A 14,128-nucleotide genomic window follows, 5' to 3' on the forward strand; every position below is an offset into this window, starting at 1 on the left:
CGCAGTTTTCCGCGGTTGCGAGCCTGTTGGGCCGTCCGATTCAGCGCTGCGCGCGCTGGTCGCGGCCGCATCGGCCGCGGCCGCAACATACCGACGACGACAGTCCTGTATTCCGGGGTCTAGGCAAAGATGAATCTAGCGCGTGCGATGCGATGGGGAATGCTGGCGGCTATGGCGCCAAGTCTGGCGTGGGCCCAAGCGGCCGATCCGGAGCGCTGGCAGTTGAACATGACCCGGGGTGTCACCCACACGGCACAGATCGCGTGGGAATCCCACATGATCGTGCTGTGGATCTGCGTGGTGATCGGCGTGCTGGTGTTCGGCGCGATGTTCTACGCCATGTTCAAGTTCCGCAAATCCAAGGGCGCGGTCGCGGCGCAGTTCAGCCACAACACCACCGCCGAGATCATCTGGACGATCGTGCCGGTGGTGATCCTGATCGCGCTGGCGTGGCCGGCCACGGCCAACCTGATCAAGATGTACGACACCCGCGACTCGGCGATGACGGTGAAGATCACCGGCTACCAGTGGATGTGGAAATACGACTACCTGGGCGAGGACGTCAGCTTCACCAGCCGCCTGGCCCGCGAGAGCGACCAGATCCGCCAGGGCGGCCAGCGCCCGGACTTCGACAAGAACCGCCATTATCTGCTCGACGTCGACAACGTGCTGGTGCTGCCGGTCGACACCAAGGTGCGCTTCCTGGTCACCGCCGACGACGTGATCCATGCGTGGTGGGTGCCGGCGCTGGGCTGGAAGCAGGATGCGATCCCGGGCATCGTCAACGAAGCCTGGTCCGACATCCACACCCCCGGCATCTATCGTGGCCAGTGCGCAGAACTGTGCGGCAAGGACCATGGCTTCATGCCGATCGTGGTCAAGGCCGTGAGCAAGGAAGAGTTCAGGACCTGGCTGGCGGCGCAGAAGGCCAAGCAGGCTGCGCCCGCCGCGCCTGCGGCACCGGCGCCCGCCGAGGCCACGCCGGCGGAAGCCGCCGCGCCCGCGACCGCGCAGACGAATTCCGCCGTTTCCGCGCCAGCGGCCGGTTGATCAAGACTTTTTCGAGGTAGGTCATGTCCACGTATTCACCCGCCACCGGCGTCGACAGCCACGTCGACCATCATGACGATCACGGCCACAAGCAGAGCTTCGTGGAGCGTTGGTTCTTCTCGACCAACCACAAGGACATCGGCACGCTGTACCTGATCTTCAGCTTCATCATGTTCATCATCGGCGCGGCGATGTCGGTCGTGATCCGCGCCGAACTGATGGAGCCGGGCCTGCAGCACGTCAGTCCCGAATTCTTCAACCAGATGACCACCATGCATGCGCTGGTGATGATCTTCGGCGGCGTGATGCCGGCTTTCGTCGGCCTGGCCAACTGGATGGTGCCGCTGCAGATCGGCGCGCCGGACATGGCGCTGCCGCGCATGAACAACTGGTCGTTCTGGATCCTGCCGTTCGCCTTCACCCTGCTGCTGATGACGCTGTTCCTGCCCGGCGGCGGCCCGGCCGGCGGCTGGACCATGTATCCGCCGCTGTCGCTGCAGGGCGGCAGCAGCGTGGCGTTCATGATCTTCGCCATCCACATGATGGGCATCAGCTCGATCATGGGCGCGATCAACGTGATCGCCACCATTCTCAACATGCGCGCCCCGGGCGTGGACCTGCTGAAGATGCCGATCTTCTGCTGGTCGTGGCTGATTACCGCGTTCCTGCTGATCGCGGTGATGCCCGTGCTGGCCGGCGCGGTGACGATGCTGCTGACCGACAAGTTCTTCGGCACCAGCTTCTTCAGCGCGGCCGGCGGCGGCGACCCGGTGATGTACCAGCACATCTTCTGGTTCTTCGGTCACCCCGAGGTCTACATCATGATCCTGCCGGCGTTCGGCGTCGTGTCGGAAATCATCCCGACCTTCAGCCGCAAGCCGCTGTTCGGCTACCAGGCGATGGTGTACGCGATCGCCGCGATCGCCTTCCTCTCGTTCATCGTGTGGGCGCACCACATGTTCACCGTCGGCATGCCGCTGGGTGGCGAGATCTACTTCATGTTCGCGACCATGCTGATCGCGGTGCCGACCGGCGTGAAGGTGTTCAACTGGGTCAGCACGATGTGGAAGGGCTCGCTGAGCTTCGAGACGCCGATGCTGTGGTCGGTCGCTTTCGTGATCCTGTTCACCATCGGCGGCTTCTCCGGCCTGATGCTGGCGATCGTGCCGGCCGACTTCCAGTACCACGACACCTACTTCGTGGTCGCGCACTTCCACTACGTGCTGGTCACCGGCGCACTGTTCTCTATCATCGCCGCGGTCTATTACTGGTGGCCGAAGTGGACCGGCCGCATGTACAGCGAGTTCTGGGGCAAGTTCCATTTCTGGTGGACGGTGGTGTTCGTCAACCTGCTGTTCTTCCCGCAGCACTTCCTCGGTCTGGCAGGCATGCCGCGCCGCATCCCCGACTACAACGTGGTGTTCGCGGACTGGAACCTGATCAGCTCGATCGGCGCATTCGGCATGTTCGTGACACCGTTCATGATGTTCGCGATCCTGTGGCACTCGCGGAAGTACGGCGAGAAGGCGCCGGCGCGTTCGTGGGAAGGCGCGCGCGGCCTGGAGTGGACCGTGCCTTCGCCGGCGCCGCACCACACCTTCACCGTGCCGCCGGTGATCCAGCCGGGCGATCTTGCGCACGGCGATTTCGAGCACCTGGATTACGACGCCGCCACCACCGGCGCCGATACCGCCGACCACCAGAATGTCCGTCACTCCTGATCCAGCCAGCGGCAAGAATGGTTCCGCGCCGCGTCGCAGCAGCGTGCGCCGCACGGTGCTGGTGCTGCTCGTGATCGTCGTGGCGATCTACGCTGCCTTCATCCTGTCCGGGGTGGTGGGGCAATGAGCGACGCGGGCAAGAGCAGCAACAGGCTGGGCCTCGTCAAGATGGTTGGCGTGGCGGTGGCCGCATTCGCGTTCACCTTCGCGCTGGTGCCGATGTACCGCATCGCCTGCGAGAAGGTGTTCGGCATCCGCCTGGAGAAGACGGCGGTCGACGGCACGCAGATCGCGAAGAAGGAAAGCGATACCGCGCGCATCATCACCGTGCAGTTCGATGGCGGCGTCAACTCCAAGCTGCCGTGGGGCTTCCATCCCAACCAGCTGACCATGCAGGTGCGTCCCGGCGAGCAGTACGAGACCACCTACTTCGCGCGCAACAACGGCGACCGCGCGATCGTCGGCAACGCGGTGCCGTCGGTGGCGCCGGCACGCGCGTCGGGCTATTTCAGCAAGACCGAGTGCTTCTGCTTCACCGCGCAGACGCTGCAGCCCGGCGAGTCGCGCGACATGCCGGTGCGCTTCATCGTCGACCCCGCGCTGCCGCCAGAGGTGAATACCATCACCCTGTCGTACACCTTCTACAAGAACGATGACCAGACCGCGCGCCTCGGCGCGTCGTCGACCCATACCCAGGCGCAGTCGAGCGCGGCGAACGTGTCTTCGCACGCCGCGCTGGCCGCACCTTGACCTGACAGCGAACGAACGGAAGATCACCATGGCCCAGGCCCCTACCCACGAACAGCACGATCCCAACATCTATTTCGTGCCGCACGGCAGCCGCTGGCCGGTCATCGCCTCGGTGGCGCTGTTCACCACCATGGTCGGCTTCGCCAGCTGGCTCAACGAGGCCAGCTGGGGCCGCGCGGTGTTTTTCGCCGGCCTGGTGTTCCTGGCGCTGATCCTGTTCAAGTGGTTCGCCGACGTGGTCACCGAATCGCTGCGCGGCTACTACAACAAGCAGGTCGACACCTCGTTCCGCATGGGCATGGTGTGGTTCATCTTTTCGGAAGTGATGTTCTTCGCCGCGTTCTTCGGTGCGCTGTTCTACGCGCGCCAGTTCGCGATGCCATGGCTCGGCGGCGAAGGCGACGGCGTGATGACCAACGCACTGCTGTGGGACGGCTTCAGCTCGGCCTGGCCGAGCGCCGGTCCGGCGCAGGTCGGCGGCCAGTTCCAGACGATTCCGGCCTGGGGTCTGCCGCTGCTCAACACGCTCATCCTGCTGACCTCGGGCGTCACGGTCACCATCGCGCACCACGCGCTGAAGGGCGGTCGTCGCGGCCAGCTGCTGCTGTTCCTGGGCCTGACCGTGCTGCTCGGCTGCCTGTTCCTGTATTTCCAGGCCGAGGAATACATCCACGCCTACACCGAGCTGAACCTGACCCTGGGTTCGGGCATCTACGGCTCGACGTTCTTCATGCTGACCGGTTTCCACGGCGCACACGTGACGCTGGGCACGATCATGCTGGCGATCATCTGGCTGCGTTGCGCCAAGGGCCATTTCAACAAGGACAGCCACTTCGCGTTCGAGGCGGTGGCCTGGTACTGGCACTTCGTCGACGTGGTGTGGCTGGGACTGTTCCTGTTCGTGTACGTGTTGTAAGGAGCCGTGATTCGGGATTGGTGATTGGTGATTCGCAAAAGCGTGTCGCCACATTCCCGGATACGAAAAAGCGACGGCCAAGCTGTCGCTTCCCGCGTTTGACGTTACCAATCACGAATCACCAATCACGGCCGCTCAGCGGCCTACGCCATGCGGCGTGATCCAGCCCATGTAGATGGCCAGCACCACCAGCAGGATCAATGCGACCGACAGCGCGATGCGCTTGGTCAGCGCGTTCACGGTGCGCTTGCTCTGGCCCTTGTCGACCAGCATGTAGTACAGGCCCGCCCCCAGGTTCCAGACGATGAGTATCAGGAAGGCGACGATCAGCAGGGTTTTCAGCGAGTCATTCATGGTGACACCGGGCAATTGCGCATGAAGGCATTATCGCAGCCGCGCGGTAGCCACGCGTGAGCCGTCGCGGTACGCGCGTGCTCGGCTGGACGCTGGCCGTGCTGGCGATGGCGTCGTTCACCTCGCTGGGCCTGTGGCAGCTCGACCGGCAACGGCAGAAGCAGGCGATGCTCGATGAAGTCGGCCAGGTGCTGGCGCAGCGTCGGCCATTGCCATTGGCCAGTGCCGCCGACCCGGCGCGGAAACAGCGATACGACTGGGCTGCGGGCGAGGGCCGGTTCGTTGGCACCCCGGCCGTTCTGCTCGACAACCAGCTGCGCGACGGCCGACCGGGCGTGCTTGTCTACCGCCTGTTCCAGCCCGCATCCGGTGCGGCACCGCTGCTGGTCGAACTCGGCTGGCTGCCGCTGCCCGGCGACCGCCTGATGCCCACCCTCGATCCATCGCCGACGCAGCGCCAACTGCAGGGACTGCTGCTGCCGCCGCCGTCGGCGGGACTGGCCAAGGCGCAATTGCAGCCACAGTCCGATGGCAGCCTGCTGACTGCGAAGCTGGACCCGTCTGCGCTGCAGGCGGCGCTGCAATCTCCGGCCATCGCCGTCCGCATCCTGCGACCGGATCCGGCGATGAAGCTCGGCTACGCGCGCGACCTCGACATCCTCCCCAACACACTGCCGCCGGAGCGGCACCTCGGCTACGCCGTGCAGTGGTTCGCGCTGGCGCTGGCGGTGCTGGCGACGGCCCTGATCCTGACCTTCCGGAAACCGCGCCGATGAGCACGCCACCGAACGCACCGTCCCGCAACCGCAATCGCGGCATGCTGATCGCACTGGTCGTGATCTTTCTCGGCAGCTTCGCCGTCGCCGGGGCATTGCGCTTTTCCGGCTGGCGGCCGAGCGGACTGAAGAACCACGGCGAACTGCTGCAACCGCCCAGCGACCTGCGCCAACAGACGCCGACGCTGGCCGACGGCAGCACTTATCGCTGGAATCCGGTCGAGCGCACCTGGCGCATCGTGGTGGCGCCGCCGGCCGATTGCGGCAATGAGTGCATTGAACTGGCGCGCGAGATCAACCTGGTCTGGCAACTGTTCGGCCACAACGCCGACGACGTGCACGTGCTGTGGATCGGCACGCCACCGGCCGGTGTCGAACTGCCCGACACGCTGCGCCAGCTGCAACCTTCGCCGGCATTGCTGTCGGCGTTGCCACGCGCCGACGAACGCGGCGGGAGGAGCGGGCGCGACCTGCCTGTCTACGTGGTCGATCCGAACGGCTTCGTGATATTGCGTTACGCTCCCGGCTTCGATCCGGGCGACCTGCGCAGCGACATGGCGCGGCTGCTGAAACTGCGATGACATGAACCTGCCTTTCCGTTCCGCACTGCAGAAGAATTTCCATCGCATCGCCTGGCTGGCGGTGGCGCTGGCGTTGGGCGTGATCGTGTTCGGCGCGTTCGTGCGCCTGTCCAATGCCGGCCTGAGCTGCCCCGACTGGCCGACCTGCTACGGTCGCGCCGCCTGGCCATCGATGGCGACCGACGCTGCCGACCACGCCGCTACCGCAATCCGCCCGGTTGAACCACACAAGGCCTGGCGTGAGCAGGTGCATCGCATGCTGGCCGGCACGCTCGGCGTGCTGGTACTGACGCTGGCCCTGGTCGCCGCGCGCAAGCGCCGCCATGGCGTGCTGCAGGTGGTGGCCGCGGCCGCGCTGGTCGCGGTGGCCATCCCCCTGTACATGCGAGGCCAGCATGTCGCCGCGAGCGTGCTGGCGGCGGTCGGCGAAGCGGTGCTGCTGGTCGCGGCACTGCGCTGGAGCAATGTCGATCTTGCCCGCGTCGCCGCGCTGACGCTCGCGGTGATCGTATTCCAGGCGCTGCTGGGCATGTGGACCGTGACCTGGCTGCTGAAACCGATCGTGGTGATGGCGCATCTGCTCGGCGGCCTGCTGACGTTCTCGCTGCTGGCATGGATGGCGTGGCGATCGATCGATCGTCCGATCCAGCTGATCGAAGCCGGCAGCCTGCGGCGCTGGGCCGTCATCGGCCTGGTGCTCCTCGGCGCGCAGATCGCGCTCGGCGGCTGGACCAGCGCCAACTACGCGGCCTTGTCCTGCGGCACGGATTTCCCCAAGTGCGTGGGCCAGTGGTGGCCGCCGCACGATTTCCGCGAGGGCTTCGTGCTGTGGCGCGGCATCGGCGTGGATTACGAAGGCGGCATCCTCGATGGCGCATCGCGGATTGCCATACAGATGGCGCACCGGATGATGGCGGTGGTGGTGTTCGTCTATCTGGCCTGCTTTTGCGCGCGCCTGCTGCAGACGCCGGGCATGCGCGGCTGGACCCTGCTGCTCGGTGCGCTGACCATCGCCCAGGTCGCGCTGGGCATCGCCAACGTCAAGCTGGCGCTGCCGTTGCCGGTGGCGGTGCTGCACAACGCCGGCGCCGCGTTGCTGCTGTTCACGCTGGTGTCGTTGCTGGCGCGACTGCGCAGTCCGGAAACCTGAGCGATGAGCCTGCAGGCACGTGATTACTGGGCGTTGACCAAGCCGCGCGTGGTCGCGCTGATCGTGTTCACCGCGCTGGTCGGCATGCTGCTGGCGATCGATGGCGTGCCGACGCTGGAGGAAACGCGCAGTGGCCTGCTCGGTTTCCTCGGCATCTGGCTGGCGGCGTCGAGCGCGGCGGCGATCAACCAGCTGCTCGACGCGCGCATCGACGCGAAGATGGCACGCACCTCGTGGCGGCCGATCGTGGCCGGACAGATCACGCCGGCCAAGGCGCTGGCCTTCGCGCTGGTGCTGGCCGCGCTGTCGATGCTGGTGCTCTGGTTCTGGGTGAATCCGGTCACCGCGGTGCTGACCTTCGCTTCGCTGATCGGCTATGCGGTGGTCTATACCGTGTTCCTCAAGCGCGCGACTCCGCAGAACATCGTGATCGGCGGCATCGCCGGCGCGGCGCCGCCGCTGCTGGGCTGGGCTGCGATCACCGGCATGCGCCAGCCAGGCGACTGGGAGCACGCGCTGCTGCTGGTGCTGATCATCTTCGTGTGGACGCCGCCGCACTTCTGGGCGCTGGCGATCTTCCGCCGCGACGACTACGCACGCGCGCTGGTGCCGATGCTGCCGGTCACCCATGGGGTGAGCTACACGCGCTGGCAGATCCTGCTGTATACGGTGCTGCTGGTGGTGGCGACCGTGCTGCCCTGGGCGGCGGGCATGAGCGGCGTGTTCTACCTCGGCGGTGCGCTGGTGCTGGGCGCGGTGTTCATCGGGTATGCATGGCGCCTGCTAGATCCACCCGACGAGCTGTTCGCGATGCGCGTGTTCAACTATTCCATCGTCTACCTGATGGCGCTGTTCGCCTTTCTGCTGGTCGATCACTGGCTGCTGCCGTTGCTGCAGCCGGTGCAGGCGCTGGAATTCGTGCCGCAGGCGTAGCCCGGGTGCGCTTCGCGTACCCGGGCTACAGGTCTACTTGTCCTCGTTGGCGAGCAGGTGCTGCTGCCAGAACAGGATCGCCGCCGCGTCGAAGTAGTCGCCATTGGCCTTCTTGCGGAAGCCGTGGCCTTCGTCGTTGAACATCAGGAACCACACCGGCTGGCCGTTGCCGCGCACTGCCTTCACGATCTGCTCGGCCTCGGTGTAGGGCACGCGCGGATCGTTCCTGCCCTGCGCGACGAACAGCGGCGACCTGATCTTTGACGCGTTCTTCAGCGGCGAGATGCGGTCGAACACCGCCTTCATTTCCGGAATGCGTTCATCGCCGTATTCGGCGCGGCGCAGGTCGCGGCGATAGCTTTCGGTGTTGTTGAGGAAGGTGGTGAAATCAGAGATGCCGACCACGTCGACGCCGGCACGGATGCGCTCGGGATAGTTCATCAGCGAGGCCAGCACCATGTAGCCGCCGTAGCTGCCGCCAGTGACGCCGACGCGCGACGCGTCCAGTTCCGGCTGCTGCGCGATCCAGTCCAGCAGCGCGCCGATGTCCTTCACCGAGTCCTCGCGCCTCTCGGCGTTGTCGAGCTTGAGATAGCTCTTGCCGTAGCCGGACGAGCCGCGCACGTTCGGCACCAGCACCGCGATGCCGAGTTCGTTGACCAGGTATTGCGTATCGGGACTGAAGTACGGCACCGCCTGGCCTTCGGGGCCGCCGTGGATGTCGATCACCACCGGGTACCTGCCGTTCGCCGGCGCCGGCTTCGTGGGCTTGTAATAGAACGCCGGAATCGTGCGCGGCTGTCCGTCGACCTGGTCGAAGGTCGGGAAGCGCACCAGCGTCGGCGTGACGAAGGTCGAGGTGTCGAGCCCGCCGACTTCACTGCGCGTCCAGCGCTCCAGTTTCGCGCTGCGCAGGTCGATGACATGCACGTCGCTGGGCGATGAGGCCGTGTTGAGCGTCACCGCCAGGCGATTGCCGTCGGGCGAGAAATGCAGGCCGCCGATGACGCCGACCGGCAGTTCAGGCAACTTCACGCGCCTGTGCGAGGGCAGCGCCAGCACGCTGAGCTTGTAGATGCCGTCCTCGTTGGTGATGTAGGCGAGATGCCGTCCATCCTCGGCCACCTCGAAACCATCCACGTCCCACGGCACGTCGCTCAGCTGCACCAGCTTGCCGCTGGCCGGATCGTGGTAACGCAGGGTCTGGAACTCGCTGGGCTGGCCTTCGAACGGCTCGTCGGAGACGAAGTACACCGCCTTGCCATCGGGCGCGAACGCGAAGCCGCCGAACGAGGCCTTGCCGCCGTCGATCGGGAACATCTCCAGCTTGCCCGTGGCCACGTCGACCACACCGGGATAGGACTCGTTGGCCGACACGTAACGGCTCACCAGCAGTTGCCGGCCGTCCGGCGAGAAATCCATCGCGCCCCAGTTGCCGCCCTGTTGCAGCAGCACGCGCGAGGTGCCCGCCCTGGTGTCGCGGATCCAGATGTCGCGGTCGGTGCCGTTGCGCGCGGTGCTGGCATACGCCATCAGGCTGCCGTCGTGGTTGAGCACGGTGCCGCCGTTCTGGCTGCGCTTGCCGTCGGTGAGCAGGGTGCTGCTGCGCGTCTGCGCATCGAACCAGTACAGCTGCGAGAACTCATCGCCGCCCTTGTCCTTGGCGAACACGAATCCGTCGCGCCAGCCGTCCTTCGGCGCCGGCGTCAACCCGCCGACTGGTTCGGGATAAAAGGTCAGCTGCTCGCGCATGCCCATCGGCGTGCAGACGCGATGTGCCTGGCTGGTTTCCGCGAAGCGTGTGGAGACCAGCAGGCAGCCGTCGCCGGTCCAGCCGGCTACGCTGGCACCGCGCGTGTTCTGGTAACGGTTGAGGCGGTCGATGAGTTCGGCCGGGATCGCCGGCACGTTTTCGGTGACGCGGTTGCCGACTTCCTTGCGTTCGACGGCGGCGGTCTGCGCGAAAGCGGGCGCAACGGAGGCGAGCGCCAGCGCGCAGGCCAGCAGGGCGGGACGGGTCATGGCGTGTCGTTCCCTTGCGACAGGAATGCCGAGCTTAGCGCGCGATGGGCCGGCGACCCGGCCCGGAAGTCACGATCGGGCGGCGTGGCCCGCAAACAGGAGGACTTCGACGCGCAAGGCGCCCGCCGCCGCGGTGCTTCAGTCGCGAACGCCGAGGTTGCTGCCGACCACCAGCACGCGCGTCCCGCCGGCGTCGAACTGTTCGATGACCAGCACCTGGCGGCCCTTGACCCAGGTGCGCGACGCCAGCTTGCCGCTCCGCGGCGGGAAACGCGCGTCGGCCTTCCAGCCGCGCAGCGCCTGGTCGTAGTGCGCCTCGACGTCGGCCCACGCCAGGTCCGCGGGCAACGAATAGGAGGCCGATTGCAGCCGGCCGAAGTGCGGGCCGTAGCGCGCGTACAGGTCGGCGACCTGCAGGTCGGTCCGGGTTTCGTGCGGACCGGTCGGTGCCAGTGCCTGGGCGCCGGCCGGCGGCGACGGCATGAGAGTGGCCGGCACCGTGCATGCGGCGAGCAGGAGCAGGGCCCAGCCGACGACGATGACGGGCCATCGGTACAGCCGCGGCGCAGGGACGCTCAGGCCTGGCATCGACACGTCACTGCGCTTCCCATTGGTACGCGTTACGTGGCTTGCGCGCGCGCGGACAAGCGGGCCGCATCACGGCTCATGCGCTCATTCGAAACGATTGGCGTTGACCACCCGCAGCAGGGCCGTGTCGTACGGCGTCTCGGCCTGCTCGCCTTCGAACGGACGACCCTGATCGTCGCGTGGATAGGCCAGCGAGGTCAGCGTGTCGCGCAGGTTCGACGCGTCGTTCTTGTAGCCGTCGGCTGCGCTCGTCACCATCAGGTCGGTGAGTGTGGACACGCCACTCGCCGCGACGCCGGTGCCGGGATTGATCGCGCCGAACGCACCGACCACACCCTTGAACACGGTCGCGATCATCGCTGCCTCGTCGGCGCGGTTGCCGGCCACGATGTTGATGCCCGCTTCCACGCCGCCCATGAAGTAGCCCAGCATCTGCGCGTTGCGGTAATTGCCATCCGCATCGGTCGCCAGGAAGCGCGCCTGCGGATCCTCGCTGAGATCGTTGCCCGATTGCAGCTTCGCGATGAATTCGCCGATCTGCTTCTGTCCCGCCTCGCCGCCGTGCTCGAGTTGCTCGGCCAGGTAACTGGTCAGTCCCTTGCCATCGCGGAATGCGGTTTCGAGTTCGCGCACCACGCCGGTGGTGTCGCTGTCGAGCAGCTGCGTGAGCGCCGCGGTGATCTGCGCGGCCGGGGCATCCGCGCCACCGAGCGGGTTGATGGTCTCGTCGCGGAGGATCGCGATCTGCTGTGCGCCGATCTCGAACACCCGTGCCTTCAGCGCCGGGTCGGTGAGGTTGGCGGCGCCTGCGATGATCGCGGCCGTCACCGACGCATTGACGCTGGTGGAAGCGTAGTTGTGGCCGGCGACATAGGTGCGGCCCAGGCCGACCTCCATCACGTCGCGCAGCTGCGAATCGCTCAGCGAACCGAGCGCTTGCCCGAAGGCATCGGGATCACCGGCCAGGCTCGACAGGATGCTGGCGATGACGACGGTTTCGGCGTTGCCCCAGCGTCCCTGCTGCGCCGAATACTCGGCGTCGATGCTGCCCGCCGTGGCCTGCACGAAGGCCACCTTGGCCTCGGACGATGCATGCTGCGCCACCGCCGCGCCCAGTGCCTCGCGTCCGCCTGGGCTGCCGTCGAAGGCTTCGACCAGGCGCGTCAGCTGCTCGCCATCGAGCCCTTCCGCCAACTTGTTGAACAGGTCCTGACGTTCCTCGGCGCTCAGCGCGCCGTTCAAGCCGTCGATTTCCTGTGTCCAGTTCTTCAGGTCGTCGTCGCTGAGGCGGCTGATCAGTTCGTTGCGCTCGGACGGCTCCAATTCGTTGACCGCCGCGCTGATGTCGGTGAGGTCGCCGTGGGTGACATCCCAGTCGAGAAAGCCCTGGTCGAGGCGATCCTTGACCGTATCGACCGCGGAGTTGACATCGCCCATGACGGCAATCCTGTGCAGTGGAGGATTGCGGCAGCCTAGGTGTGATGGAACGCACGCTCAATCGGTACGTGCCCCAGCTGGGGTCGACCCTAGGTCCCTGTCGTGCGTGTGTTTCGCGTCAGCCGTTGCGTGAACTCAGCAGCGCGCGCAGTTCATGCTTCTCCGCGTCGCTCAGCTCCGACATGCGTGCCTGCAGTTGCTCGCGACGTCGCTGCAGGCTCTGGGCGTTGAGCTGGCCGATCGCGCCGACCAGTTCTGCGCGCCAGCCTGCCTCGTTGCCGGGAATCGACTGGCTGGCGAGCTTCTGCAGGGCGCTGGATTCCTCGCGGTCGACGAACTGTTCGAGCAGGACGCCGGTCGAGATGTCGGGTCGTTGCCCGATGAGCTCGAGCATCTCCACCAGCAGGTCCACGCCGGGCTGCTCCAGGCTGGCGAACGGATAGGGCGGCGCGATCTCCGCGCCCAGCGAAGGTTGCTGCAGCAACAACGCGATCGCGCTGCGTACGAGGCTGCGCTTCGGCGGCGTCGCGGCGCTGGTGCGTTGCACGCGCTGCACCGGTACATGCGTCTGCGCCGGACTGCTGCGCGCGCCGACGCCGGTCAATTCGGTCAGCCGCTGCTGCATCAGGTCACCGAACGCGCCATCGGGAATCTGCGCGAGCATCGGCTTGGCGCGTTCGGCCAGCCGTGCCTTGCCGTCGAGCGTGCCCAGGTTCACGTCGGCGGACAGCTCGGTGAAGAAGAATTCGCTGAGCGGCATCGCGCGCTGCAGGCGCGCGTCGAAGCCGGCGGCGCCTTCGTGCCGCACCAGGGTATCCGGGTCTTCGCCGTCGGGCAGGAACAGGAAGAAGGCCTGGCGGCCGTCTTTCATGCGCGGTAGCACCGATTCCATCGCGCGCGTGGCGGCGCGGCGGCCGGCGGCGTCGCCGTCGAAACAGAAATACACGTCCGGTGCGTTGCGGAACAGCAGCTCGGCGTGGTCCGGCGTGGTCGCCGTGCCGAGCGTGGCTACGGCCTGCGTGACGCCGTGCTGGAACAGCGCGACCACGTCCATGTAGCCCTCGACCACGATCAGCCGTTCGATCTTGCTGTTGGCCTGGCGCACCTGCCACAGGCCGTACAGCTCGCGGCCCTTGTGGAACAGCGCGGTCTCCGGCGAGTTGAGGTATTTCGGCGAGTCTTCCGGATCCAGCACGCGGCCGCCGAACGCAATCACGCGGCCGCGGCGGTCGTGGATCGGGAACATCACGCGGTCGCGGAACTTGTCGTAGACGCGGCCGTTGTCGCTCTTGGACAGCAGGCCGGCGCGATCGAGCAGTTTCATGCGCCGCTCGTCGGTGCCCAAGGCATCCTTCAGCGCGCTGTAGCCGTCCGGCGCGTAGCCGATCATGAAACGCTCGCGCGTTTCGGCGTCGACCACGCGGCCGTCGAGGTAATGGCGCGCCTTGTCGCTGCCGGCCAGCTGCTTGTGGAAGAACTTGGCGGCGACTTCGAGCGCGGCATAGATATCGCGCGTGTCGCCGTCCTCGTTGCGCTGCCGGGTGTCGCGCGGCACTTCCATGCCGGCGCGCTTGGCCAGTTCGTCGACCGCATCGAGGAACTCGAGCCGGTCGTAGTTCATCAGGAAACTGATCGCGGTGCCGTGCGCGCCGCAGCCGAAGCAGTGGTAGAACTGCTTGGTCGGCGACACCGTGAACGAGGGCGAGCGCTCGTCGTGGAACGGGCAGCGCGCCGAATATTCCTTGCCCTGTTTCTTCAACGGCACGCGCGTGCCGATCACCTCGACCAGGTCGGTGCGGGCGAGGAGGTCGTCGATGAAGGCGTCGGGAATGCGAGCCATCGTTAGCGCC

At 66.5% G+C, this 14,128-nt stretch carries 13 protein-coding genes and 1 pseudogene; 9 read left to right on the forward strand and 5 right to left on the reverse strand.

The features are described from left to right. Positions 1 to 129: 129 nt before the first annotated feature. From coxB to IP90_RS00665, 5 genes and pseudogenes are all read left to right on the forward strand, one after another. Positions 130 to 1,050: a cytochrome c oxidase subunit II gene (gene coxB, locus IP90_RS00650; RefSeq protein ID WP_242007434.1), complete on the forward strand. Its 921-nt coding sequence runs from the start codon at positions 130 to 132 to the stop codon at positions 1,048 to 1,050. A 23-nt stretch (positions 1,051 to 1,073) separates the two neighbouring features. Further along, positions 1,074 to 2,705, forward strand: a pseudogene (gene ctaD, locus IP90_RS00655) (cytochrome c oxidase subunit I); the annotation flags it as partial. Positions 2,706 to 2,754: 49 nt separating this feature from the next. Continuing rightward, on the forward strand, positions 2,755 to 2,898 hold the full coding sequence (locus IP90_RS16715; RefSeq protein WP_199753361.1) for a hypothetical protein: 144 nt from the start codon (positions 2,755 to 2,757) through the stop codon (positions 2,896 to 2,898). Next, positions 2,895 to 3,521, forward strand: a complete 627-nt coding sequence (locus IP90_RS00660) for a cytochrome c oxidase assembly protein (protein ID WP_144897635.1) — start codon at positions 2,895 to 2,897, stop codon at positions 3,519 to 3,521. Before IP90_RS16715 ends, IP90_RS00660 begins: the two co-directional genes overlap by 4 nt. A 28-nt stretch (positions 3,522 to 3,549) precedes the next feature. Then, a complete protein-coding gene (locus tag IP90_RS00665; protein ID WP_144897637.1) occupies positions 3,550 to 4,437 on the forward strand; it encodes a cytochrome c oxidase subunit 3 in 888 nt (295 codons plus the stop codon). A gap of 135 nt (positions 4,438 to 4,572) precedes the next feature. Here the strand turns inward: IP90_RS00665 and IP90_RS00670 are convergent, their stop codons facing one another. Beyond that, the gene (locus IP90_RS00670; protein WP_144897639.1) at positions 4,573 to 4,791 is read right to left on the reverse strand and encodes a twin transmembrane helix small protein; all 219 of its coding nucleotides are present in this window, start codon (positions 4,789 to 4,791) and stop codon (positions 4,573 to 4,575) included. A 56-nt stretch (positions 4,792 to 4,847) separates the two neighbouring features. Here IP90_RS00670 and IP90_RS00675 point away from each other — a divergent pair, with 56 nt between their 5' ends. From IP90_RS00675 to cyoE, 4 genes are read left to right on the forward strand one after another with little or no spacing between them, the layout of a single operon-like run. Then, complete coding sequence (locus IP90_RS00675; protein ID WP_144897641.1) at positions 4,848 to 5,567, forward strand: SURF1 family protein; 720 nt, start codon at positions 4,848 to 4,850, stop codon at positions 5,565 to 5,567. Beyond that, positions 5,564 to 6,148 (forward strand): hypothetical protein, encoded by a 585-nt coding sequence (locus IP90_RS00680; RefSeq protein WP_144897643.1) that lies wholly within the window; start codon positions 5,564 to 5,566, stop codon positions 6,146 to 6,148. The genes IP90_RS00675 and IP90_RS00680 overlap by 4 nt, the downstream gene beginning before the upstream one ends. Position 6,149: 1 nt before the next feature. Further along, entirely contained in the window at positions 6,150 to 7,298 is a 1,149-nt protein-coding gene (locus tag IP90_RS00685; protein ID WP_144897645.1) for a COX15/CtaA family protein, read from the forward strand. A 3-nt stretch (positions 7,299 to 7,301) separates the two neighbouring features. Next, the gene (gene cyoE / locus IP90_RS00690; protein ID WP_144897647.1) at positions 7,302 to 8,231 is read left to right on the forward strand and encodes a heme o synthase; all 930 of its coding nucleotides are present in this window, start codon (positions 7,302 to 7,304) and stop codon (positions 8,229 to 8,231) included. A gap of 33 nt (positions 8,232 to 8,264) precedes the next feature. On the opposite strand, the gene IP90_RS00695 is transcribed toward cyoE, so the two are convergent. The 4 genes from IP90_RS00695 to dnaG form a co-directional block, all read right to left on the reverse strand. After that, entirely contained in the window at positions 8,265 to 10,253 is a 1,989-nt protein-coding gene (locus tag IP90_RS00695) for a S9 family peptidase (protein WP_144897648.1), read from the reverse strand. 138 nt (positions 10,254 to 10,391) lie between these two features. Beyond that, positions 10,392 to 10,751 (reverse strand): hypothetical protein, encoded by a 360-nt coding sequence (locus IP90_RS00700; RefSeq protein ID WP_144897650.1) that lies wholly within the window; start codon positions 10,749 to 10,751, stop codon positions 10,392 to 10,394. 174 nt (positions 10,752 to 10,925) lie between these two features. Beyond that, entirely contained in the window at positions 10,926 to 12,278 is a 1,353-nt protein-coding gene (locus tag IP90_RS00705; protein ID WP_144897652.1) for a hypothetical protein, read from the reverse strand. 118 nt (positions 12,279 to 12,396) lie between these two features. Continuing rightward, positions 12,397 to 14,118 carry a DNA primase gene (dnaG, locus tag IP90_RS00710; protein WP_144897654.1) on the reverse strand — a complete coding sequence of 574 codons (1,722 nt, stop codon included), beginning with the start codon at positions 14,116 to 14,118 and terminating at the stop codon, positions 12,397 to 12,399. Positions 14,119 to 14,128: the final 10 nt, after the last annotated feature.

This window comes from Luteimonas cucumeris, from assembly GCF_007830035.1.
Lineage (GTDB): Bacteria > Pseudomonadota > Gammaproteobacteria > Xanthomonadales > Xanthomonadaceae > Luteimonas_C > Luteimonas_C cucumeris.

What these genes read in the sequence shown, in the direction of transcription:
- coxB (WP_242007434.1), top strand. Translation starts at nt 130, where the DNA reads ATGAATCTAGCGCGTGCGATGCGATGGGGAATGCTGGCGGCTATGGCG.
- IP90_RS16715 (WP_199753361.1), top strand. Translation starts at nt 2,755, where the DNA reads ATGTCCGTCACTCCTGATCCAGCCAGCGGCAAGAATGGTTCCGCGCCG.
- IP90_RS00660 (WP_144897635.1), top strand. Translation starts at nt 2,895, where the DNA reads ATGAGCGACGCGGGCAAGAGCAGCAACAGGCTGGGCCTCGTCAAGATG.
- IP90_RS00665 (WP_144897637.1), top strand. Translation starts at nt 3,550, where the DNA reads ATGGCCCAGGCCCCTACCCACGAACAGCACGATCCCAACATCTATTTC.
- IP90_RS00670 (WP_144897639.1), bottom strand. Translation starts at nt 4,791, where the DNA reads ATGAATGACTCGCTGAAAACCCTGCTGATCGTCGCCTTCCTGATACTC.
- IP90_RS00680 (WP_144897643.1), top strand. Translation starts at nt 5,564, where the DNA reads ATGAGCACGCCACCGAACGCACCGTCCCGCAACCGCAATCGCGGCATG.
- IP90_RS00685 (WP_144897645.1), top strand. Translation starts at nt 6,150, where the DNA reads ATGAACCTGCCTTTCCGTTCCGCACTGCAGAAGAATTTCCATCGCATC.
- cyoE (WP_144897647.1), top strand. Translation starts at nt 7,302, where the DNA reads ATGAGCCTGCAGGCACGTGATTACTGGGCGTTGACCAAGCCGCGCGTG.
- IP90_RS00695 (WP_144897648.1), bottom strand. Translation starts at nt 10,253, where the DNA reads ATGACCCGTCCCGCCCTGCTGGCCTGCGCGCTGGCGCTCGCCTCCGTT.
- IP90_RS00705 (WP_144897652.1), bottom strand. Translation starts at nt 12,278, where the DNA reads ATGGGCGATGTCAACTCCGCGGTCGATACGGTCAAGGATCGCCTCGAC.
- dnaG (WP_144897654.1), bottom strand. Translation starts at nt 14,118, where the DNA reads ATGGCTCGCATTCCCGACGCCTTCATCGACGACCTCCTCGCCCGCACC.